Origin of the sequence: Pseudoalteromonas sp. UCD-33C (assembly GCF_001306895.1) — a bacterium.
Taxonomy (GTDB): Bacteria; Pseudomonadota; Gammaproteobacteria; order Enterobacterales; family Alteromonadaceae; genus Pseudoalteromonas.
On sequence record NZ_LJTB01000001.1, the window covers coordinates 153202 to 175244 of the forward strand.

The following is a 22043-nucleotide window of genomic DNA, read 5'->3' on the forward strand; positions in this document are numbered from 1 at the left end:
TGCTCCTAGCCTTTGTTTGCTTGCATCACTGCTTCAATGTCACTAATGGTTTTAGGAACCGAAATGGTCAGGTTTTCATGGCCATCTTTAGTGACAAGTAAGTTATCTTCGATACGAATACCGATGCCTTTATATTGCTCTGGTGCTTTTGCATCTTCGCTAATATATAAACCCGGTTCGATTGTGAGCACCATGCCCGGCTCAAATACGCGCTCTTTTTCATCAAGCTTATATTCGCCAACATCGTGTACGTCTAACCCTAACCAATGACCAAGGCCATGCATGTAAAATGCTTTGCACGCTTGGTTTGCCATTAGCTCATCAAGCTCACCGGTTAAAATGCCTAAATCAATAAGCCCTTGCGTTAATACCGTTGAGGCCAGTTCATTCGCTTTCGATAAACTACCGCCTGGCTTTACTTGGCTGAATGCTGCTTCTTGAGCTGCTAATACAATGTTGTAAAGCGCTGCTTGAGGTTCGCTAAACTTGCCATTGATTGGGAAAGTACGTGTGATATCTGCCGCATAACCTTCAAGTTCACAGCCAGAATCAATTAACACTAAATCGCCATCTTTTAGCTCAGCGTCATTTTGTGTGTAGTGCAAAATGTTAGCGTTATCGCCACTGCCGACTATCGTGCCATAAGCAGGATGACGGGCACCATTCATTGCATAATGGTGATGAAGCTCTGCTTCTAATTGGTATTCAGTTGCGCCTGGTTTGGCAAACTGCATCGCGCGAATATGGCCTTGTGCACTAATTTCACAAGCTGTACGCATAATGTTTAATTCTGCGTCAGATTTAAACAAACGCATTTCATGCACTAAACCACGAATATCTTTAATGGTATGCGGTGCTTTATAGCCTTTTTTAGGTGCGCCGCGAAGTGTGTTTAATAAGTCCCAAACCTTTGCATCGAAATTTGCGTAAGTGCCTTGTGCATAAAATAAAATCTGCTGGCCGTTCACCAAATCTAATAATTGTTCATCTAGTTCACTAAGTGGGCAAGTTGCGTCGAATAAGTACTCTGATTTAGCTTTTTCGAAGCCAATTCTACGGCCATGCCAAATTTCAGCTAGTTTATCTTTATTACGGCAAATAAGCGTACTTGGTGTATCGCTTGACGGGCAAAGCACTAAAACTGCATCTGGTTCGTTAAACCCTGTTAGGTAGAAAAAGTCACTGTCTTGGCGAAATGCATATTCAGTATCACGGCTACGTGTTACTTCTCCAGCCGCAGGAATAATAGCCACGCTATTTTTATCCATCATAGCAAGCAAGCGCTCGCGGCGGGCTTTAAATTCAGCTTTATCTATTGCAATAGACGACATGCTAAACCTCTGTAATTTGATTAGTGAAGGGTCTTCTTAGGGTTTTTATCTGCAGGCTCTTTGCCTAATTCAGCAAAACATAAAAGCGCAGAAACACGCACATACTCAATCACTTCGTGGAGTGCTTGGCTGTCTTCTTCGGTCTCTTCAAACATGGTGTCTAGGCGGGTAATTTCACTAAAATCGCTGATCACTTCTTTCACGTCAGCAGATAACTTGCCGTAATCTTTTTGTTTTAAACCAAAACCAAGCATAAAACCCGATACCCAAGATACTAAGCCATTGGCTAAATCGATCAGTGTTTCGTCGTCGCTTGGTAAGAATAGGTCAAACTGAAATTCTTCATCGCTAAAGCTGGCAACAACATGAGAATACACATCAGCAAAAAATGCTTTTAAATCTTTATTGAAGGCTAAGCCATCATTGAATACATCGCTTAATAAACCTAAGTATTCGTCGGCTTCGATATTGATGCCACAGGCTAATAAACCACTGATCACACCATGGGCTTCGGCTGGTGCGACAAAAATTTCATTCTTTTCTAATAACAATTGGGCTTGTTGGTAATCAGGTAACGTGCTCATAACTTTTTCTTTGTTCGGCTAAGTAACGCCATGCTACCACTCGATAAATCGCAACTCCAATTAATTGTATGATTGAGGTCAAAAAGCAATCTGAAAAGTAAATAAGCAGTTAAAGGTGGGGAAAAACTACCCGAACGATCCGCTTTTTTTACTTCTATGGTTTAAGGATTGAAACTTGTCTTATATACTGAAGGTGTTCCCTAGGGTGCAGGAGCTTGGTTAAGTCCCTGAGCCGATAAATTTTATGTTAGGGTTTCTGTTCGTTTACTATTGTGCAAGCTCGGCATGTACCGAGAAGCCTACGGTAGACCGCAGATCCCCGCCCTGAAACCTCAAGGTTTCAGGACTGACACCGGGCACCGCATACTTGGGGAACACCATCAAACTATCAGCTATCAGCTATCAGCTATCAGCTATCAGCTATCAGCTATCAGCTATCAGCTATCAGCTATCAGCTATCAGCTATCAGCTATCAGCTATCAGCTATCGAAAATCTTCCATGTAGTTTTTCTTTTATACAAGAGCTTATTATTCTTATTCGCGCGAAATAAATTTCACGCCTACGGTACTATTTAGTTTCAAGTTTCAAGTTTCAAGTTATCAATACTTTCCTTATATTTCCCTTTTACAAGAAATTTTAGTTTTCGGCGTTGAAACGCCTCCTACATCTCGGCAGTCGTTAACTTTACTCTTCCCCCTTGCTAACTTGTTTGTTTTTCTGATAGCTGAAAGCTGATAGCTCCTGTATGTTGGGTTTCGCTCTGCTCTAACCAACCTACGAGCTAATGAGTCAAGCACTGTAGGTCGTCATTTATGGCGACACATAATCGCTAACATTGACGGGCTAAAGCCCGACCTACGTCTTACCCGTTATTTAAGAAATATCGCGCGAAATAAATTTCACGCCTACAGTACCGGGTTTAGCCATAGCAATGTGCGGGCACAATCTAACTTTACTCTTTCCCCTTGCTAACTCGTTAACTTATTTGTTTTTCTGATAGCTGAGGGCTGAAAGCTGAAAGCTCCTGTGCGTTGGGTTTCACTTCACTCTACCCAACACACATGCTTTTAACCTATCGCCCCTACTTAAACCACCCTTGAAAACGCTCCATTAATAGATAATTAACTGGCACTAATAGCAAGGTGATAAGCGTTGCGAAGATAATCCCAAAACCAAGGCTTACTGCCATTGGAATAAGGAATTGTGCTTGCGTTGCTTTTTCAAATAACAGCGGCATTAAGCCAATAAAGGTGGTTAAACTGGTTAGCATAACAGGGCGAAAACGTGCCGCACCGGCAAGCTTAACGGTTTCAAGTAAATCACCGCCCTCTTCACGTTTCTTATTGATAAAATCAACCAGTACCAAAGAGTCATTCACTACAACACCTATCAGGGCTAACATGCCAAGTAAGCTCATAATGGTTAACTCCATGCCCATTACCCAGTGGCCCATTACCGCACCTATCATGCCAAACGGAATAACACTCATCACAATTAATGGCTGTAAGTATGATTTAAACGGTATCGCTAATAACGCATAAATAATAAAGAATACAAACACGAGGCCCCAAGCCAATGAACCAAATGACTCTCGCTGCTCTTTGGCTTCACCTTCGAGAGAGTAATCAACCCCTGGGTATTGCACCATGAGCTCATCTAAGTAGGTTTTTAAATCTGCTTGCAGTACCGTCATATTGGTATTTGATTTTTCAACATCGGCTGTCACATTCAACGTGCGATAGCGATCAATACGATAAATAGACGATGGACTTTGCCCCGGTACTAAGGTCGCCACATGCGACAATGGCACTGTGCCACCCGTTGGGGTTTTAATTAAAATATCGGTTAAATCAGCAACTGAGCGGCGCTCTTCAATTGGCAAACGCACCATTACACGCACATCATCACGACCACGTTGAATACGTTGAACTTGCGCACCAAAGAAGGAATTACGCACTTGCTGTGATACATCAACACGGTTTAAACCAAGCGCTAAACCTTGCTCTGTTAGCTCAATTTGCAGCTCGTCTTTACCATCTGACATGCTATCAGCAATTTCGTACACAGTTGGGTAAGTTGCTAAACGCTCTTTTACCTTTTCTGCCACAGCTTCAAGGGTGTCGATTGAGCTGCCACTTAGCTGCACATCAATAGGATCTGAACTGCGACCAAATTCAGCACGGAAAGTCACACTCTCTGCGCCCGGTATAATACCAATAAGGTCACGCCATTCACTGGCAAGCTCTCGAGAGCCGATATCTGATTCACGTTTTTCGGCTGGTGTGATTTCAAAGCGCACACTACCTGTATTTGACGAACCACCACGGCCACCCGTGGTTGCCAAAATATTTAAAATCACGCTTTGACCATCTTCATCGCGATACTTGTCTTGTAGCTCTTTGGCCTTCTCTGACATATCGATGATGTACTTGTTGGTCACTTCAAACGGTGTTCCAGCAGGGAATGTTAGCTCTGCGCGAACGGTTTCACTTGGTATACGTGGGAAGAATATAAACTTCGTCCAACCGCTGGTGATCAGGGTCAAAATGATGAAGAAAACCCCTACGAACAAGCTGACAGTTGCTAATTTATTCTTTAGTGCAACATTTAGTAGCGGCTGATAGTACTTCATAATGGCGTGTTCAAAGCCATCGGCAAAACGCTGCTGAAACTGCTGCAGTTTTGACGGATTACTTTTTTCACTTCGTAGTTTTAAGTACTTTAAGTGAGCCGGCAGAACAAATTTAGACTCTATTAAAGAGAACAGTAATACCGGAATAACGACAACAGGAATTTGCGCAAATAAGGCACCACGGTTACCTTCGATAAAGGCTAATGGTAAAAATGCAGCAACCGTTGTAAGTACACCAAAGGTAACGGGTGTCGCAACTTCTTGCGTACCACGAATAGCAGCTTGCTCACCACTTTCGGCTGTTTTTAGGTGGGTGTAGACATTTTCACCGGTCACAATGGCATCATCAACAACAATACCAAGTACCAAAATAAAACCAAATAAACTCATTACATTAAGCGTAATACCAAAAATTGGCATTGCTAAAAACGCGCCCATGAATGACACAGGGATACCAATAAACACCCAAAACGCAATGGCAGGACGCAAGAACAAGGTAAGTAATGCAAGAACTAAAATACCACCTTGAATAGCATTGGTTGTCAGTGTAGCAATACGGCTTTTCACGATTTCAGAGTCGTCATCCCAAAAGCTTAACTCAAACCCTTCAGGTAGCTGGCTTTGATGCTCGGTAATGTAATTTTTTACCGCATCAGCAACTTCAATCGCACTTTGCGGACCAATACGGTACACATCAATAAACGCCGCTTGCTTACCATTGAATCGCGTGCGAACTGGGGTTTCTTCGAAGTCATCAGTAATACGAGCAATGTCACCTAGGCGAATAATGGTACCATCAGCTTGGTACTTCACCACAACTTGGGCAAACTCATCTTTACGATAGGCTTGGCCTTTTGAGCGAATGAGTACATCACCCCCTTGTGTTTTTAAGTTACCTGCAGAAACATCGGTACTTGAATTACTAATTGCTGAAGAAATGTCCGATAAGCGTAAATCATATTGGCGTAATGTATCTTGGCTTACTTCAATAGCAATTTCGTAATCACGCACCCCACTTAGCTCTACCTGAGTGATTTCTGGCAAGCGTAATAAGTCATCACGTACCTGCTCGGCGTATTCTAAAGTTTCTTTTTCGCCGTATTCACTCGACACGGTTACCGCTATTACTTCACGAGTGCGCTGTGCAAGGGCTACAACTGGTTTTTCGGCATCAACCGGAAAAGTGTTAATGGCATCAACCCGGCTTTTTATATCGGCTAATAGCTCCCGTGGGTCATAGCCGGTATCTACTTCAATTGATACCGAGGCAGAGCCTTCTGATGAGCGGCTAGTAATACGCTTGATCCCTTCGAGATCTTGCACCGCTTCTTCAATACGGATAGCGACACCTTTTTCAACATCTTCAGGTGTTGAGCCACGTAAGGTCACGCTAACACTGATACGGTCTGCTTCAAATGAAGGGAACACTTCGAGTGGTATTTGCGTCGAAACGCTAAATAGCCCCGCTAATAAAATGCTGATCAGCAATAAGTTTGCTGCAACATGATTCTTTGTAAACCAAGCGATCATTATTGCGCTCCTTGCTCTTTAGGCGGCTCTTGATTGCTTGGGCGCTGTGCTTTACCACGCGTAGCTTGATATGCTTCACTACCCATAACGGTAACTTGTGTACCTGAGCTAACTTGTCCAAGCGGAGTAATCACTAAGTGTTCTCCTGCTGATAAGCCTTCGGCAACCATAGCTTGAGTCGCGTTTTGCCAAGCCAGTGAGATGTTTTTACGACGTAATACACCTTGTTCTTCAATATAAACGTACGTGCCTTGGTAAATTGCGCTGTTTGGGATCACAATGGCATTTTCAACCGCTTTGCCGGTAATTTGCGCTTTGATGTACTGACCAATTTTAATTGGATACTGATTCGCAGAAGTGGCTTTGTAAGGGTCATTAATTTGTGCAACCACGTAAAGCTGCTGCGCGCTTTCATCAATGGCCCCTTCGGTGCGAATAACTTGACCTTGCCATTGCTGTTTACCAACAAGATCTGAGCTAAATTTAACGAGTGAACCTGCGCTATTTTTAGCACCATCACGAAATTGTTCTGGTAAGTTAATGAACGGCAGATCTTTATTTTTGATTGGTAAGCGAATTTCAACACGGTCAATCGCATAAATGCTGGCAAGTTCCATGTTATTACTCACCACTTGGCCTAAATCTACGCTGCGGCTTAAAACTCGCCCCGCGTATGGAGCAGTGATTTTTGTACGCTCTAAATCAAGTTTGGCTTTTTCAAGCGTCGCTTGGGCAGACAATACACTTGCCTCGGCTGCTGCAAGTTGTGGCTTACGCAATACCAGGCTACTTGCTTGTTCACCCTTGCCTAAGCGCTCCCAATCAGTAATAGCTTGACGACCACGAGCTTGCTCTTCAAGTAAGCTTTGCTCAGCGGTTAATAACGTCGCTTGTGCTGATTTTACTTCGGCGCGGTGATCTCTATCATCTAGTTGCAACAACACATCGCCTTTTTCGAAAAAGCCACCTTCACGAAATTGCTCACTAATTTCGATAATTTGCCCTGAAGCCTGCGCGACTAGCATACTTTGCGTACGTGGCTTTACGGTGCCAAAACTATCAATCATCACCTGATAGGTTTCTGGTGTTAGGGTCTTAACTGCCACATTTACTTTTGCTTTTGGCGGTGAAGAAAAGCGGTTTGCTTGAGGCGGGTTGCCTTTAATAAACATGACAAGCAGTACCGTCACAACAATTACTACCAATGGAATTAAAATTTTACGTGTCTTGCTATTCATGATTATTGCTCTGCTACTTCGCTGTTTGCTTCACTAAAATCACCACCAAGGGCAATATGTAAGTTGATTCTATTAATAATTAACTGGTTTTTAATTTCGATTACCGAGCTTTGCGCATTAAACGAACGGTCTTGTGCATCGAGTACCGTGGTGTAGGTAACCAAGCCACTTTGATATTGTTCAAACGCTAATGCCTCTGCGGTAATGGCATTTTCTTGCGCTTCTATGGTTTTTTCATAGCGTACTTTAAGCGCTTGCTCTTGGCTGATGGCTGTTTCAACATCGTTAAAGGCATCATAAAGTGTGGCAAGATACGCCTGTTCTTGGCGCTTAACGCTTAGTCTTGCTTGTTCTTCATTGGCTTTTAAGCGACCCCCTTCAAAAATTGGCATCGAAATACTACCAATCAGCGACCACGCTAAGCTTGAAGGCGAAAATAAGTCGCTCACTCTATCTGTGCTATCACTCATTGATGCAGAAAGATTTAAGCTCGGAAAACGCTGTTTGTGCGCGTAAGCAAGCCCAGCATCGGTGCTAAGTAATTGATACCAGCTTGCCATTAACTCAGGTTTGCGAGTGATAAGCTCTGAAGGTAAACCTAGTGGAATAGCACTATCGAGTAGTGGTAAATCTGCGCTAACGCTTAACGCGCCAGTTGGGTATTGGCCTGTTAAACGCTCTAAATCGCGAATCGATTTAGTTAACGTTGCTTGCTGCGCCGCAATGTTCGAGCGCTCGGTATTTAGCTCATTACGAGCAAGATAAACATCAAGTGCTTCATTTAGACCTTGGCGATAACCTGACTCAATAATATCTAAATTTTTCTCAGCGTTTTGCTCACGCTGCTTATATAGCTCAAGTAATTTGTGGTTAGTAATAACATCAAACCAACCCGCTACCACATCAGCGACTAATTGTTGCTTGCTTTGTGCAAAGGTGGCTTTTTCAGCTAGGTACTCAAGGTTTGCTTGTCGTTCTGAGGCCGACAATTTTCCCCATAAATCAACTTCGTAGCTTAATTCTAATGATGCAGAACTAGCATTGTTATAACTAACAGGGCGGTTATCTTTACTACGGCTCGCACGTGTTGATAAATCAAGGCTTGGCCATAAATCAGCCCCAGCAGCAATAAGCTGCTGCTCTTTAATCGCGACATCATAGCCCGCTTGTAAAATCGCTTGGTTATGGGCTAATGCTTGCTCAACTAAAGTAAAAACTTGAGGGTCGTGTAATTGCTGCAACCAGTTATCTTCAACAGCAAGCGCCTTGTCGCCAGAAGGGAGTTGCTGCCATGCACTTGGTACAGTATCAAGCTCAGCAACTCGTTCATTGTGAGTCGGCTGGCTCGCACATGCACTTAGCAAAATTACACTTAAAGCCAATAAACTCGGCTTATATTGCCAATTCATTCTAAAAACCTGAAAAACATCTATTTATGAGTGTAATTCAAGCACCACGTTAAGTTTTGCTCAACTGACTTTACATAACATTACACTGCCTTACATTTGGGGACGATGAACGGTAGGAAAATGGAGGTAAGTTGCAAACAATCAGCTATCAGCTATCAGCTATCAGCTATCAGCTATCAGCTATCAGCTATCAGCTATCAGCTATCGAAAATCTTCCATGTAGTTATTCTCTTATACAAGAACTTATTATTCTTATTCGCGCGAAATAAATTTCACGCCTACGGTACCGGGTTTAGCCATAGCAATGTGCGGGCACAATCTAACTTTACTCTTTCCCATTGCTAACTCGCTAACTTATGTATTTAAAATCTGATAGCTGACGGCTGAAAGCTGATAGCTCTTTAAATTTCACGCCTAGGGGGATGTAAAATCGTGATTTGGAGGTGACAGAAACAAAAAAGCCTCGCGATTGCGAGGCTTTGAATCAATGGTGCCCAGAGGCGGAATCGAACCACCGACACGAGGATTTTCAATCCTCTGCTCTACCGACTGAGCTATCTGGGCAAAATAAATGGTGCCGACTATCCGAGTTGAACGGATGACCTACTGATTACAAGTCAGTTGCTCTACCAACTGAGCTAAGTCGGCACACTAAACCTGTGTGCGTTTAGCACTTAATCACATTGTGATTATAAATAATGGTGCCCAGAGGCGGAATCGAACCACCGACACGAGGATTTTCAATCCTCTGCTCTACCGACTGAGCTATCTGGGCAATATTTAGTTTTATGCAGAATATCAACAAGGATTTTCAATGCAATTCCCGATGGCTCTACCGACTGAGCTATCTGGGCATTTTAAACTTTCGTTTAAGAATAAATGGTGCCGACTATCCGAGTTGAACGGATGACCTACTGATTACAAGTCAGTTGCTCTACCAACTGAGCTAAGTCGGCACACTAAAATCGCGTGCGTTGTGCACTATAATCACTTTAAAAGAGATTATCAAATAATGGTGCCCAGAGGCGGAATCGAACCACCGACACGAGGATTTTCAATCCTCTGCTCTACCGACTGAGCTATCTGGGCATTTTAAACTTTCGTTTAAAAATAAATGGTGCCGACTATCCGAGTTGAACGGATGACCTACTGATTACAAGTCAGTTGCTCTACCAACTGAGCTAAGTCGGCACACTAAATCTGTGTGCTATGCACGATACTGATGTTTAAAGCATAAATTAAACACCAATATATTAAATAATGGTGCCCAGAGGCGGAATCGAACCACCGACACGAGGATTTTCAATCCTCTGCTCTACCGACTGAGCTATCTGGGCGTGCGGCGTATTAAACGGGTTTTGCCTTCTCAAGTCAACTTTTTTTTGAGGATTCTAACTGTTTGCACAGTTTTCAATCAAGATTGCTGTTTTTAATAGTTTTTAGCTTATTTAATCTACAAACTTTGTGCTTTTTGGTTGACCCTCATCATAAAAGGGTTACCTATGTTAAAAACGTGGTGAATTTTTCTTCATAGATGGTAGGATTGTCCAATAATCAAGAATATGCTTAATGATGCTGTATAATTTGTTGGACTAAAGCCATGCCAAGTAAATCAAATTCACCTGTAAAAGGCCTACTACCGCTTTTTATAATCACGAATCTTGTCATCACCCTACTTGCGGTTGTTGCTTACTCTTTTTATCCAACAAGTGAAGTAACTCAGCAAGATAGCAAACCAACTATCACAGCGCAGCAATTATCAAATCAGCTTTCAGCACCTCTAATCAGCGCATTAACTATGCCTGGCCAAGATAAAGTAAAAGAGGTTCTCGATTTAAGTCACCTGCTTAATGATGGCTTTGATTACTATTTATATCGATATGAATTCAACGGCGATGTATCGCTTGTATACGCCAGTAATAAGAAGCTAATCGAAGCCAGTAAAGTTAATCAAAAGCTAGAACAAAACACCCTTATTCATACGGTGTTAGAGTTTAATGATCAACCAGTTGGTGAACTAGTTATAAAGCAACACCCGATTGCTGAACCCATTGCGCAGTCTGCAAGTCTTGCATATGGTTTAGCCGCGTTGACTTTAGTAGCACTGGCTATTTTATCTTTTGCCTTAAGTATCTTTATTAATAAGCGTTTTACTAAAAGTAGTGAGTCATTAAGCAGTGAGTTAATGGCCATCACAGACAATGCTGACTACCAAGCCCAAGTAAATGAAAACCTTGATTTTGGTTTGGATTCAGTAGCAAAAAATATCAATTTATTACTTAATAAAGTTCAATCAGCAATAACAGAAAACAAAGCTGCTCAGGCAGATTTACAGAAACTACAAAGTGGTCTAGAAAACGAAGTACAAAACCGTACTCTAGCTCTTGAGCAAGCAACTCTCAAAGCCGAACAGGCAAACGAGACCAAAACGACTTTCTTAGCAACCATGAGCCATGAAATTCGCACCCCTATGAATGGGGTTATCGGTACCATTGACTTACTTCGCCAAACTGAGCTTGATGGTGCGCAGCACAGATTAAGTACAATTATTCGTGATTCTGCATTTTCTTTATTAGGCATATTAGATGACATTCTCGATTTCTCGAAAATCGAAGCAGGTAAACTGAATATCGATAATATTCCTTTCTCAGTGTCAGACACCATTGAAGAAGTCGCTCGTGTTTTATCATCGGTGGCCAAAAAGCGTGACCTTGAATTAGAGCTGGCAATTGCGCCAGATATCCCTACAAATTTGATTGGTGATACGGTGCGTGTTCGCCAAGTACTTTATAACCTATGCAGTAATGCAATTAAGTTTACTAGTACTGATGATAAACATAAAGGCCACGTTAAAATCTCGGTAGAGGTGGCTCAAAACACCACTGATCACTACACCCTGCGTTTTAGCGTATTAGACAACGGCAAGGGTATGACGCAAGCACAGCTTCGCGAAATCTTTAACCCATTCATTCAAGCTGAAGGCTCAATCACCCGTGAATACGGTGGTACTGGTTTAGGCTTATCGATTTGTAAAAGCTTAACTGAGCTAATGCTAGGTACCATCTCTGTAACAAGTGATTTAGGTATTGGTAGTGAGTTTGTTGTCGAGTTACCTTTTAGTACACAAGGTAAAGTTGAATATGCTCACAAGCAGGTAATGAAAGACCAACGTGTTGTAGTTGTAACCAATCATGATGGCCGAAAAAAACTACTTACTCGTTATCTATCATTTATGGGGGCAACACCTGTTATTGCTGATAGCAGCGACAAAATCGAAGCTGAACAAGATAAAAAAGATATTATTTGGATCCTCGATGGTATCGAAACCATGGAAGATATTAACTATATCTTACGTCGCTTGCTATACACCTTAGAAGACAATAAACAGCAAGTAATTGTGTTAAGTAAACTAGATGAAGCCGCTGTTAATCATAAAAATATCTTCTATCTAAATGCTGCACCGCTGTGTAAGTCTAACTTTATGATGTCGCTACTAGTGGCGGCAGGTTTACATAAGCCAAAACAAATTGCTTCGGCTAAGTCATTTAACGACTATTTAAGTGTTGATAAAGCCCGCGAAGAGAACAAACTTGTATTGCTTGTTGAAGACAACGTATTAAATCAGCAAGTGTTAACTGATCAGCTCCATCTATTAGGTTATGGTGTTGAAGTAGCTGAAAATGGTGAAAAAGGCCTTGAAGCATGGCGTGAAGGTAAACACTCAATTATCTTGACCGATTTACACATGCCGAAAATGTCAGGCTACGATATGGTTGAAAAAATTCGTCATGAAGCATCGCAGCTTGAAGATATTAACGCGCAACCTTATGTGATTGCTATCACCGCCAATGCCCTTAAAGGCGAAAAAGAACGCTGTTTAAGCATAGGGATGAATGATTACATCACCAAGCCTGTTGAGCTAAATGTGCTCGAGGCCACTTTGCACAAATGTGCATACAAAACGAATCCTGAAGCCACTAAACTTGAAGTTAAAAGACCAACAGCGCCTATTGATATGGCGATGCTTGCTAACTATGTAAACAATGATGAAGCAAAGAAACTACGCTTTTTCAAAATGTATTTAGAGCAAAGTAATCAACTCAGTAAAGAAATCAACAGTGGTGTTATTGAGCAAGACTTAGAGAAAATAATTTCAGCCTGTCATCAGCTCAAGTCAATCTCAAAAACGATTGGTGCAATGAAAGTTGCAGAACTAGCTGCCGAATTTGAAAAACGCTGCAAAGAAGATGAACTGTCAAGCGATGATTTAATTGAACTGCGCGATAGTTATGAAATTGAATACTCCAAAGTAGCTCAATTCTTAAAAGAGCAAATACAAAGAGCTGAGCAAGAAGCAACACATTAAAAAAGGGCCTATTGGCCCTTTTTACTTTTAATTTCTTCGTTTATTTTTCTGGAGGACGGTAGCCTTCAATTTCCACGTCTTTACCTTCAAATAAGAAACCTACCATTTGCTCTTCTAAAAAAGCACGGTGCTCTGGGTCCATCATGTTCAGATGTTTTTCGTTGATCAACATCGTTTGCTTATGTTGCCATTGGCCCCATGCTTCTTTACTGATGTTGTTGAAAATCTTTTCACCTAGTTCACCTGGGTATAGTTGGAAGCCTAAGCCTTCAGCTTCTTTTTGTAACTTTTGACAAAATACTGTGCGTGCCATAATTGCTCTCTACTCTTATTGCGTGATGCTATTGTAATCTATTGCGCTTAATTGTTTAACCAGCTTTTTCGTTGGGGCTGCAAGGCCAACCTCAACTGACTCATCAAGCGGATACCAAACTAGTTGCCGCTCATTAATAAGATCTGGAATACTCGGCAAGGTTAAAACATGTGGGTTGATGGTTAGCTCAAAATGCGAAAATACATGGGTAAAGGCTTCAAGTACCTGCGTGTTGTTTGATAAACCATGCTGAGCTAAAAATGTTTCTAGCTCAGATAATTCGCTAAACTCAAAAAAACCAAATAAACCACCCCATATCCCTGAATTTGGACGCTTTTCCATAAGCACTTTATTATCGCAGGCTAGTATAAGCTGATGACATGACTTTTTCGGCACAGCTTTTTTCGGCTTTGAATGCGGGAACTCTTTAACTTTACCTTCTTTAAAAGCAAGGCATTTACTATTTAAAGGGCAAAGCTCACAGTCAAACTTACTTCGCGAACAAAGGCTTGCACCTAAATCCATCATGGCCTGATTAAACTCAGTGACCGACTCTTTAGGCGTTAATTGCGATGATAATGACCAAAGCTGATTTTCGACCTTTTTCACCCCATACCAGCCTTCAATCATAAAAAAGCGTGCCAGTACTCGTTTAACATTACCATCTAAAATTGGATGATGTTGGCCAAGTGATAAAGACAAAATTGCCCCAGCAGTTGAACGACCAATACCCGGCAAGTCCATCACTTCTTCAAGCGTGGTTGGAAATTTACCTTGGTATTTATCACGAACAATTTTTGCCGTTTTATGTAAGTTGCGCGCACGGGCGTAATAGCCAAGCCCAGTCCAATGGTGAAGCACCTGATCTTCATCCGCATTAGCAAGCGCAATGATGTCAGGAAAGCTTTGCATAAACTTTTCAAAGTAAGGAATAACAGTTACTACTTGGGTCTGCTGTAGCATGACCTCAGAGATCCATACCTTATAAGGGGTTTTATTTAGCTGCCATGGCAGAGTTTTACGACCGTGAAGGTGGTACCAGTCAACCACTTGGTTTGCAAACCAGGTTGACTCCTTATTGCTTAAATTCAAAATAACATCTTTACTTGCTGAAGCTCATTTCGGCCAAGTCTATTGCAGTTAGTTAGGCCAAGCAAGCCGAAGAGGCTCTGCTCTATCTAAATAGCTCGTACATGATCGCAATATTAATCTCGAAAGATAAACAGGCCCTGACTATTGTACTCAAGGCGCAGGTCAGGGATAATACGCAACCTTTTTCTATAGTCAGTATTTTAATCAGGCCAAAATATATGAGTGACTCAAGTAACCCAAACCTCGAGCAAGCAAAGCAAGAGGGTAAATACATCCGCACGATTCGTAGTTTCGTTAAGCGCGAAGGTCGCCTAACAAAAGGCCAAGCGGCAGCCATCGAGAAGTGTTGGCCAACTATGGGCCTTGAGCACAAAAATGGCATGCTAAACCTAGCAGAAGTGTTTGGTAACGATAACGATGTGGTACTAGAAATCGGTTTTGGTATGGGCAAATCGCTAGTTGAAATGGCTAAAAACGCACCAGAACTTAACTTCATTGGTATTGAAGTTCACCGCCCAGGTGTAGGTGCTTGTTTAATGGATGCCGATGAAGCTGGTGTAACAAACTTACGCGTATTCGAGCATGATGCGGTTGAAGTGCTTGCTGACTGTATTGCCGATGAAAGCTTATCTAAGCTGCAATTATTCTTCCCTGATCCATGGCATAAAAAACGTCACCATAAGCGTCGTATCGTACAACCAGAGTTTGCACAAAAATTACGTAGCAAATTAAAAATTGGCGGTGTTTTCCATATGGCCACTGACTGGGAAAATTATGCAGAGCATATGCTAGAAGTAATGCAAGTGGCTGAAGGCTACAAAAACCAATCAGAAACTAACGATTACGTTCCTCGCCCAGATTCACGTCCACTGACAAAATTTGAGCAGCGCGGTCACCGTTTAGGTCACGGCGTATGGGATCTAATGTTCGAGCGTACTAAGTAATAAAAGGTAAAAGCAGCATGAGTAAGTTAACCAACCCAAGTTTACTATTGCTTCGTAATGAAGACGAACTTGTTGGGCAATCGATTTTAGTGGTTAACTTTGAGCAAGATGGCTTTTTACGCGAACTTAAAGCGCTAAATCCCGACGCAAAAATTACTGCGTTCAGTTATAACCATGCAAATGCTATGTATGCCAGCAAAATAGCCGGTATACATGCAGTGGTTGATCACACTATTCCAAATAATAACTACGATTTAGTTATCTACTATTATCCAAAAGCAAAGCCAGAAGCACAAATGTGCCTTGATAACATTCGTGCTGTTTGTCATCAAGATGCGCAACTATTTGTAGTAGGTGAAAATAAAAGCGGTGTTAAATCAGCAGAGAAACAACTTAAAGACCACTGTGGTTTTAGTAACAAAATCGATAGTGCCAAGCACTGTATTCTGTATTTATTCTCTGAGCTTACGCTAAACGATAACTTTGCTATCAGCCGTTACCACAAACAATTCCAAGTAAAAGCCGGCGATATTGAATTTACTGCGATCAGTGTTCCAGGCGTATTTAACCACGGTGCGCTTGATGTAGGCACTGCGGTACTTCTGAATAATGCGCCAACTGTTAGCAAGGGTAAAGTACTCGACTTTGCTTGTGGCGCTGGCATTATTGCTACTTACTTAGGTTTAAAGCAGCCTGAGCTTGAATTTGTATGTAGCGATGTAAGTGCTCTTGCAACTTACGCCACTGAGCAAACGCTTGCGTTAAATGACCTCAAAGGCCAAGCAATTTTGAGTGATGGCTTAACTGATATTAATGGTAAATTTGACCTAATCATCAGTAATCCACCGTTCCATACGGGGATTGCCACAGATTACACCATTGCCGAAGCATTTCTTAGCTCAGCAAAGCAACACTTGAGCAAGCAAGGTAAATTGACCATAGTTGCAAACAGCTTCTTAAAATACCCACCGATTTTAGAAGCACAATTTGGCCAATACAGCACAGATTTCAAAAATACTAAATTTGCCGTTTACTCAGCTAAATAAAAGTTGAGTAAATAGCTTATTCGTAGCAAAAATATTTTTTAAAATATTTAGTTACTTTCAAATGTCTTTGCTAGACTAAACTCTTACTAATAACAAAAATTCTGGCCTTCTATAGCGCATGCCGATATTTTCGACACAAACAAGTATTCGTAAAGCGTTGACCAATGCGGTAATGCTAGTCACTGCGTTATGCTTGTCTTTGTCTATTTCTATTTCGACCTATCTAGACGTAAAAGAGCAAAAAGCGCTGATTGTCGATAAGATCTCTATTTTATCGAAGATAATTGCCTACAACGCCCAAGTCACCGTGTTATTTGACGATAACGAGACCGAATCTGAGCGCTTAAAGTCATTTGAATCTGTGCCGCTTATTAAAAACATCCATATTTATTCAATCGATGAGTTATCAAATGAGCCAGTATTTTTTAGTAGCTTTAATGCCAACCGAACCCCACCAGTACCCATTAAGGTTGGCAGCATAGATAGCCTGTTAGAGCCACGCTTCACAGATAAAGATATAGAGCTAATAACGCCTATCGTATACGAAGGCGACACTATAGGTTACGTGTATATTCGCGGCGGCTTAGACAGGTTAAACCAATATATCAATCGTAAAATTATCATTGATATTTTACTCACCTTGTTCGTTTTAGTTCTGGTGTACTTTGTTGCTAGACGTATTCAAAAACGCATTGCAAACCCTATTGATGAGCTAAGTAACCTACTGCAAGACGTGTCGAAAAACCATAACTATGATACTCGCGCACAAAAAACCAATATTGATGAAATAAACCAGCTAGCGGGCAGCTTAAATATTATGCTCTCGCGCACTCAAAAACAAATTGAGCGCCACGAAAAAGACAAACAAGAAATAAAACAACTTAACCAAAGCCTTGAAGAAAAAGTAAATCAACGAACAATCGCATTACGTGAGGCTAACCAAGAGCTGCTCAATACCCTTGAGCGTATGCACCAATACCAAAACCAAATCGTCGAAAATGAGAAAATGGCGTCACTGGGGCAAATGGTTGCAGGTGTTGCTCATGAGGTTAACACACCTATTGGGTTAGGTATTACAGGCTCAACGCTGTTACGTGATAAGCTGGCAGAAATTCACGCGCAGTTTGAACAAAAAACTTTAACTTCAGCACACTTAAAACGCTTTATTAATGACGGCATTGAAAACCTCGATCTTATCTATCGCAATCTTAACCGTGCAGCAGAGCTCGTATCTAGCTTTAAGAAAGTGGCTGTTAATCAAGATGTAGAAGTCAGCACCAAAATCAATTTAAATGATTTATTAAATGATGTGGTGATGTCGATGCGCTCAGAGATTCAATATCGTAATCCTAAAATTACGATTAACTGTAGCAATGACGTTAGTATTGAAACCAAATCGGGGCCTTTACAACAAGTACTACAACAGCTGCTAAGCAACTCTGTTATACATGCATTTAGCGATAACCAAGATAATGAAATCACCTTTAATGTTGATCGCAACGAAAGTAGCTTGAGTATTCACTACTTCGATAATGGTATTGGCGTTGAGAAATCAATTCGCAAACGTATTTTCGACCCATTTGTAACTACTAAACGTGGTGAAGGTGGCAGTGGTTTGGGCATGCACCTAGTTTATAACTTAGTGACTCAAGCACTTGGTGGTAGCATCGTATACGATGAACTAGCTGACGAAGGGGCTCACTTTATTATTACTCTGCCATTGCAAGAAGGTGCAGCGTAATGAGATTAGTAAGTTGTATCTTATTAGCTTTGCTTGTTGTATGCCCTGCATTTGCCAAATCACCAGACCAAGTTAAATCAGCCTTTTTGTATCAAATTGCTAAGTTCACGAAGTTTAATGACCAAGTGAACCCTCCTCCTATTTCATTCTGTTTTTATGACTTAGATAAAGGTCCAGGGGCGTTCCTTAAAGACAGAAATGAACTGCAAATTAACAAAAAACCAATTAACGTTATATTAGTGAAAAAAACCCAGCAAATTTCTGAACTTTCTCAAGTTTGTGATATCACATACATTGATGAAACATTAGAAAATGATATACTTCCACTTTGGACCGATACAATTTCATTGGATACTTTAACTATAGGTGAAAGTATCAGCTTTTTAGAAAATGGCGGTATAGCCTCTCTGGTTCAAGAAGGAAATAAAATCCGACTGTATATCAATAAGCAGCACGTATTGCAGCATAACTTTAAAGTGCAATCTCGATTGTTAGCTATGGCTAAGTTTTATCCAAATTGATTTTACTTGTTAACAATTGGATCTAATCCTATAATCTCTAGTATTCGGTTTTGCTTGATAATACCGAATTTTTGTAAATAAAATTTCCGAAAAGGTTAATATACAATGCAAACGCCAGTCATTCTGATCGTAGAGGATGAAGACGTAACTCGACTAAACCTCGTTAGTTTATTTGAAGCTGAAGGTTACAAAGTTATTGAAGCCATTGATGGCGATGATATGCATGACAAGCTTACAAATAATGATGATGTGAACCTTGTAGTTATGGACATCAACCTACCAGGTAAAAACGGGCTAATCTTAGCGCGTGAATTACGTCAAAAACGTAACGTTGGTTTAATTTTCTTAACAGGTCGTGACAACGACGTTGATCGCATTTTAGGTCTTGAGATTGGTGCTGATGATTACATCACAAAACCATTCAACCCTCGCGAATTAACTATTCGTGCTCGTAACCTTATTTCGCGCACAGCTCTAGGTGGCGAAGAAGCGAATATCGAAACAAATGGTGTTATCACATTTAACGGTTGGGAACTTGATGAAAACAGCCGTTGTTTAACATCTCCAAGCGGCGACGCTAAACGTTTACCTAAAGGTGAATACCGCGCGCTACGCTTAATGCTTGACTCACCGGGCCGTATCTTCAGCCGTGAGCAATTAATCAAGCACATGACTGGCCGTGAGCTTCGCGCTAACGACCGTACTGTAGACGTAACAATTCGTCGTATCAGAAAACACTTTGAAAGCGATAACAGCACATCTGAGCTGATCAGCACCATCCATGGTGAAGGCTATCGCTTCATTGGTAAAATCGACAGCTAATTAGAATTAATCTTCTAACTGTTGTAAGAATAATTGGAGGGCGTCACGCCCTTCATTTATTTTCACTGCGAGTTCATCAAGCCACTGTTGTAACTCTTCACTACTTTCTTCAAGCGCGCCATGTTCCATCTTCTTAGCATGTAACTGCACATCGTTTAAACCTACAGAGCCAGCTGCACCTTTTAATTTATGTGCCACCGATTTGTACTCTTCTCTATCATCTGCCGCTAACGCATCTGCCAGCTCAGTTTGGTACTGAGGATTTAACTTATTAAATAACTCACAACTGCGATTAAAGATAACCAGCCCCATTGAGCCTACAAAGTCTTCGATGGTTTCTATATCGAGCAGCTCAACGCGAATACCCGATAAATCTTTTTCAGTCACAGCTTTGATTGGCTCAGGCTGACAGTTTTGTTGCTGCTTGATATCAAATAACTCACCGAGCATTTTATCGAGTTTAGTGGTATTGATAGGCTTAGCGAGTGCACCTTGAATATTAATACCTGCAAGCTCTTCTTCGGCGCTACGCACGTTGGCAGTTAAGGCAACGATTGGTAAGTTATCAAAGTGTTCATCGTCACGAATTTGACGAGCAACTTCATCACCATTGATATCAGGTAATTGCATATCAAGTAAAACTAGGTCTAAGTCATCTTCTGTGTAGACAAACGACAGCGCATCCTCACCAGTTTCAGCCCAAATAACTTCGTGACCACGCTGCTCAAGTAAGTTAGTAGCAATTTCAGCATTTAGCGGCACATCTTCCACTAAAAGAATGTTTAAGCTGCGTACCGCATAACTTTGCTCGGTAGGCGCAATACAAAGCTTAAGCGGTATTTCAACAACAAAAACACTGCCCTCACCTTCAGTACTGCTGACATTAATTTCACCTTTCATTGCGCTAACAAGTGCTTTTGTTACCGCAAGGCCGATACCAGAGCCAATAGCATTGGTACCGTTAATATCTGGTGCTTTGTAGTACATGTCAAAAATACGATGCAGCTGCTCTTGTGGAATACCTTGCCCCGTGTCGCTCACACGCATCACTAACCACGGACCATCGGCACGATTCTCACGACGACATTCAAGCTCTACATGGCCTTGCTGAGTAAACTTAACGGCATTATTGATAAGGTTCCAAACAACTTGGCGTAAACGGGTCGGATCAAGAGATGCGTAAACATCCAGTGTGCCTTTACGTTTAATATTGAACTCAAGGCCTTTTTGTTCAGCAATTAAGCCTGCAAAATTCACTACGTCATTAATAAAGTCGGCCACATTGACTGAGTCAGCAACAATATCGAGCTGCTCACGGTCAATTTTATCCAAGTCGATAATATCATTAAAAATATTGCCAAGGGTCTCGGCACTTGAAAACACCGTGTTACACCAACTACGTTGCTGTTTATCGAGTTCAGTATCAAGTAGCATGCGGGTTAAACCCACAATACCGTTAAGCGGCGTTCTTAATTCATGGCTTAAAGTTGCAATGAATTTCCCTTTATCTTTATAAGCTGCTTCAAGGGCTTGTGCTGCTTCTTTACGACTGGTGATATCACGGCCAAAGGCAAGTAAACCTATGTACTCACCTTTTTCATTAATAAAAGGTAACTTACGCATTTCAAACCAGCGCTTTTCACCATCAACGGGGTATTCAACGTCAAGCGTCAGAGCTTGATGGGTTTGAGATACTTTTTTGTCGGTGCGCAGTACTTCTGGTAAATAATCACTTGGGTAGATTTCTTCGACACTTTTACCAATTAGCTCATCGCTACTTTTACCTATCACTTGTTCAAACATTTTATTACAGCCAGCAAATACACCATTGTTATCGCGGTAATAAAATAAATCGGGAGATGAGTCGACAATAGAGCGCAATAGCATGCCTTGTTGCGCAAGCTCTTGTTGGGTTTTCTTACGCTCGGCGATTTCGCGTCTAAGTTCTTCTATTGCTCTGTGCTTGGCATGAAACGCCATTTTACGCTCATCAATCTCTTCGTTTAAGCGACTGATATTATCTTTTAGCGTTTGGTTGAGCAGTTTTTCTTGTTTGGTTGCGCTATCTAGGTAGCTATAAGAGGCTTCTAATTGGCGAATTGAGTTAAGCAGTACAGTTATTAAAATCGGCGATACCACCGCAGTGAAGAACATCACCGCTAAAACATCAACTAAAGTTACCGTTCCAACTGCTACATAATAAAACATGCACGATAAGATCAGCGACATGACCAATAATAAGGCATAACAGGCGGCGGCAGTTTTAAACTCACCATACTTAGAAATAAAGCTTGAGAGTGTGCGAGCCCACGGACTCAAAGAAGAATCAATCATATATAAAGCTTAGGCACATAATCGAAAAAAAACAGCATAGCTAATTTTATCACTATTCCTTTAGAAATATTCATATTGTGCGATAAACATAGAATTTTTTCATCAACGCCGCTTTTTTATATTTTTTCATGTAAAATAC

14 protein-coding genes, 7 tRNA genes and 1 other RNA gene are annotated in these 22043 nt (G+C 41.3%); 7 read left to right on the top strand and 15 right to left on the bottom strand.

The window, feature by feature from the left end:
• Positions 1–5: 5 nt before the first annotated feature.
• Together pepP and AOG26_RS00595 are read right to left on the bottom strand one after the other, a co-directional pair.
• Positions 6–1331, bottom strand: a complete 1326-nt coding sequence (pepP, locus tag AOG26_RS00590; RefSeq protein WP_054560762.1) for a Xaa-Pro aminopeptidase — start codon at positions 1329–1331, stop codon at positions 6–8.
• Between the two features lie 20 nt (positions 1332–1351).
• A complete protein-coding gene (locus AOG26_RS00595) occupies positions 1352–1915 on the bottom strand; it encodes a UPF0149 family protein (RefSeq protein WP_054560763.1) in 564 nt (187 codons plus the stop codon).
• Between the two features lie 194 nt (positions 1916–2109).
• Here AOG26_RS00595 and ssrS point away from each other — a divergent pair.
• Positions 2110–2293: non-coding RNA, 6S RNA (ssrS, locus tag AOG26_RS20410), on the top strand.
• A gap of 704 nt (positions 2294–2997) precedes the next feature.
• Here the strand turns inward: ssrS and AOG26_RS00600 are convergent.
• From AOG26_RS00600 to AOG26_RS00645, 10 genes are all read right to left on the bottom strand, one after another.
• Positions 2998–6078, bottom strand: a complete 3081-nt coding sequence (locus AOG26_RS00600; RefSeq protein WP_054560764.1) for an efflux RND transporter permease subunit — start codon at positions 6076–6078, stop codon at positions 2998–3000.
• Entirely contained in the window at positions 6078–7316 is a 1239-nt protein-coding gene (locus tag AOG26_RS00605) for an efflux RND transporter periplasmic adaptor subunit (RefSeq protein ID WP_054560765.1), read from the bottom strand. The genes AOG26_RS00600 and AOG26_RS00605 overlap by 1 nt, the downstream gene beginning before the upstream one ends.
• 2 nt (positions 7317–7318) lie before the next feature.
• Positions 7319–8725 (bottom strand): efflux transporter outer membrane subunit, encoded by a 1407-nt coding sequence (locus tag AOG26_RS00610; protein ID WP_054560766.1) that lies wholly within the window; start codon positions 8723–8725, stop codon positions 7319–7321.
• Positions 8726–9213: 488 nt separating this feature from the next.
• Positions 9214–9289, bottom strand: a tRNA-Phe gene (locus AOG26_RS00615).
• Positions 9290–9297: 8 nt separating this feature from the next.
• Positions 9298–9373, bottom strand: a tRNA-Thr gene (locus AOG26_RS00620).
• Between the two features lie 51 nt (positions 9374–9424).
• A tRNA-Phe gene (locus tag AOG26_RS00625) sits at positions 9425–9500 on the bottom strand.
• Between the two features lie 105 nt (positions 9501–9605).
• A tRNA-Thr gene (locus AOG26_RS00630) sits at positions 9606–9681 on the bottom strand.
• Between the two features lie 57 nt (positions 9682–9738).
• Positions 9739–9814 (bottom strand) — tRNA-Phe (locus AOG26_RS00635).
• 26 nt (positions 9815–9840) lie between these two features.
• Positions 9841–9916, bottom strand: a tRNA-Thr gene (locus AOG26_RS00640).
• Positions 9917–9986: 70 nt separating this feature from the next.
• A tRNA-Phe gene (locus tag AOG26_RS00645) sits at positions 9987–10062 on the bottom strand.
• A 263-nt stretch (positions 10063–10325) separates the two neighbouring features.
• Here AOG26_RS00645 and AOG26_RS00650 point away from each other — a divergent pair.
• The gene (locus AOG26_RS00650) at positions 10326–13091 is read left to right on the top strand and encodes a hybrid sensor histidine kinase/response regulator (RefSeq protein ID WP_054560767.1); all 2766 of its coding nucleotides are present in this window, start codon (positions 10326–10328) and stop codon (positions 13089–13091) included.
• A 40-nt stretch (positions 13092–13131) separates the two neighbouring features.
• Here AOG26_RS00650 and AOG26_RS00655 read toward each other — a convergent pair whose 3' ends face one another.
• Positions 13132–13404 (bottom strand): oxidative damage protection protein, encoded by a 273-nt coding sequence (locus tag AOG26_RS00655; RefSeq protein WP_036970432.1) that lies wholly within the window; start codon positions 13402–13404, stop codon positions 13132–13134.
• Positions 13405–13419: 15 nt separating this feature from the next.
• A complete protein-coding gene (gene mutY / locus AOG26_RS00660; protein ID WP_442960157.1) occupies positions 13420–14496 on the bottom strand; it encodes an A/G-specific adenine glycosylase in 1077 nt (358 codons plus the stop codon).
• A gap of 218 nt (positions 14497–14714) precedes the next feature.
• Between mutY and trmB the strand changes: the two genes are divergently transcribed.
• From trmB to arcA, 5 genes are all read left to right on the top strand, one after another.
• Positions 14715–15440: a tRNA (guanosine(46)-N7)-methyltransferase TrmB gene (gene trmB, locus AOG26_RS00665; RefSeq protein WP_054560769.1), complete on the top strand. Its 726-nt coding sequence runs from the start codon at positions 14715–14717 to the stop codon at positions 15438–15440.
• 17 nt (positions 15441–15457) lie between these two features.
• Positions 15458–16486: a 16S rRNA (guanine(1207)-N(2))-methyltransferase RsmC gene (gene rsmC, locus AOG26_RS00670; RefSeq protein WP_054560770.1), complete on the top strand. Its 1029-nt coding sequence runs from the start codon at positions 15458–15460 to the stop codon at positions 16484–16486.
• Positions 16487–16604: 118 nt separating this feature from the next.
• The gene (locus AOG26_RS00675; RefSeq protein WP_054560771.1) at positions 16605–18227 is read left to right on the top strand and encodes an ATP-binding protein; all 1623 of its coding nucleotides are present in this window, start codon (positions 16605–16607) and stop codon (positions 18225–18227) included.
• Positions 18227–18748 (top strand): YfiR family protein, encoded by a 522-nt coding sequence (locus AOG26_RS00680; protein ID WP_054560772.1) that lies wholly within the window; start codon positions 18227–18229, stop codon positions 18746–18748. Before AOG26_RS00675 ends, AOG26_RS00680 begins: the two co-directional genes overlap by 1 nt.
• A gap of 105 nt (positions 18749–18853) precedes the next feature.
• Positions 18854–19570 (top strand): two-component system response regulator ArcA, encoded by a 717-nt coding sequence (arcA, locus tag AOG26_RS00685; RefSeq protein WP_054551295.1) that lies wholly within the window; start codon positions 18854–18856, stop codon positions 19568–19570.
• A gap of 6 nt (positions 19571–19576) precedes the next feature.
• Here arcA and arcB read toward each other — a convergent pair whose 3' ends face one another.
• Positions 19577–21904, bottom strand: a complete 2328-nt coding sequence (arcB, locus tag AOG26_RS00690) for an aerobic respiration two-component sensor histidine kinase ArcB (RefSeq protein WP_054560773.1) — start codon at positions 21902–21904, stop codon at positions 19577–19579.
• Between the last annotated feature and the right edge of the window lie 139 nt (positions 21905–22043).

Bases quoted from the DNA above. Each gene is read 5' to 3' on its own strand.
- AOG26_RS00675 (WP_054560771.1), top strand. From the start codon at position 16,605: ATGCCGATATTTTCGACACAAACAAGTATTCGTAAAGCGTTGACCAAT.
- AOG26_RS00680 (WP_054560772.1), top strand. From the start codon at position 18,227: ATGAGATTAGTAAGTTGTATCTTATTAGCTTTGCTTGTTGTATGCCCT.
- AOG26_RS00600 (WP_054560764.1), bottom strand. From the start codon at position 6,078: ATGATCGCTTGGTTTACAAAGAATCATGTTGCAGCAAACTTATTGCTG.
- pepP (WP_054560762.1), bottom strand. From the start codon at position 1,331: ATGTCGTCTATTGCAATAGATAAAGCTGAATTTAAAGCCCGCCGCGAG.
- arcA (WP_054551295.1), top strand. From the start codon at position 18,854: ATGCAAACGCCAGTCATTCTGATCGTAGAGGATGAAGACGTAACTCGA.
- AOG26_RS00605 (WP_054560765.1), bottom strand. From the start codon at position 7,316: ATGAATAGCAAGACACGTAAAATTTTAATTCCATTGGTAGTAATTGTT.
- AOG26_RS00610 (WP_054560766.1), bottom strand. From the start codon at position 8,725: ATGAATTGGCAATATAAGCCGAGTTTATTGGCTTTAAGTGTAATTTTG.
- rsmC (WP_054560770.1), top strand. From the start codon at position 15,458: ATGAGTAAGTTAACCAACCCAAGTTTACTATTGCTTCGTAATGAAGAC.
- AOG26_RS00595 (WP_054560763.1), bottom strand. From the start codon at position 1,915: ATGAGCACGTTACCTGATTACCAACAAGCCCAATTGTTATTAGAAAAG.
- trmB (WP_054560769.1), top strand. From the start codon at position 14,715: ATGAGTGACTCAAGTAACCCAAACCTCGAGCAAGCAAAGCAAGAGGGT.
- AOG26_RS00650 (WP_054560767.1), top strand. From the start codon at position 10,326: ATGCCAAGTAAATCAAATTCACCTGTAAAAGGCCTACTACCGCTTTTT.
- arcB (WP_054560773.1), bottom strand. From the start codon at position 21,904: ATGATTGATTCTTCTTTGAGTCCGTGGGCTCGCACACTCTCAAGCTTT.
- AOG26_RS00655 (WP_036970432.1), bottom strand. From the start codon at position 13,404: ATGGCACGCACAGTATTTTGTCAAAAGTTACAAAAAGAAGCTGAAGGC.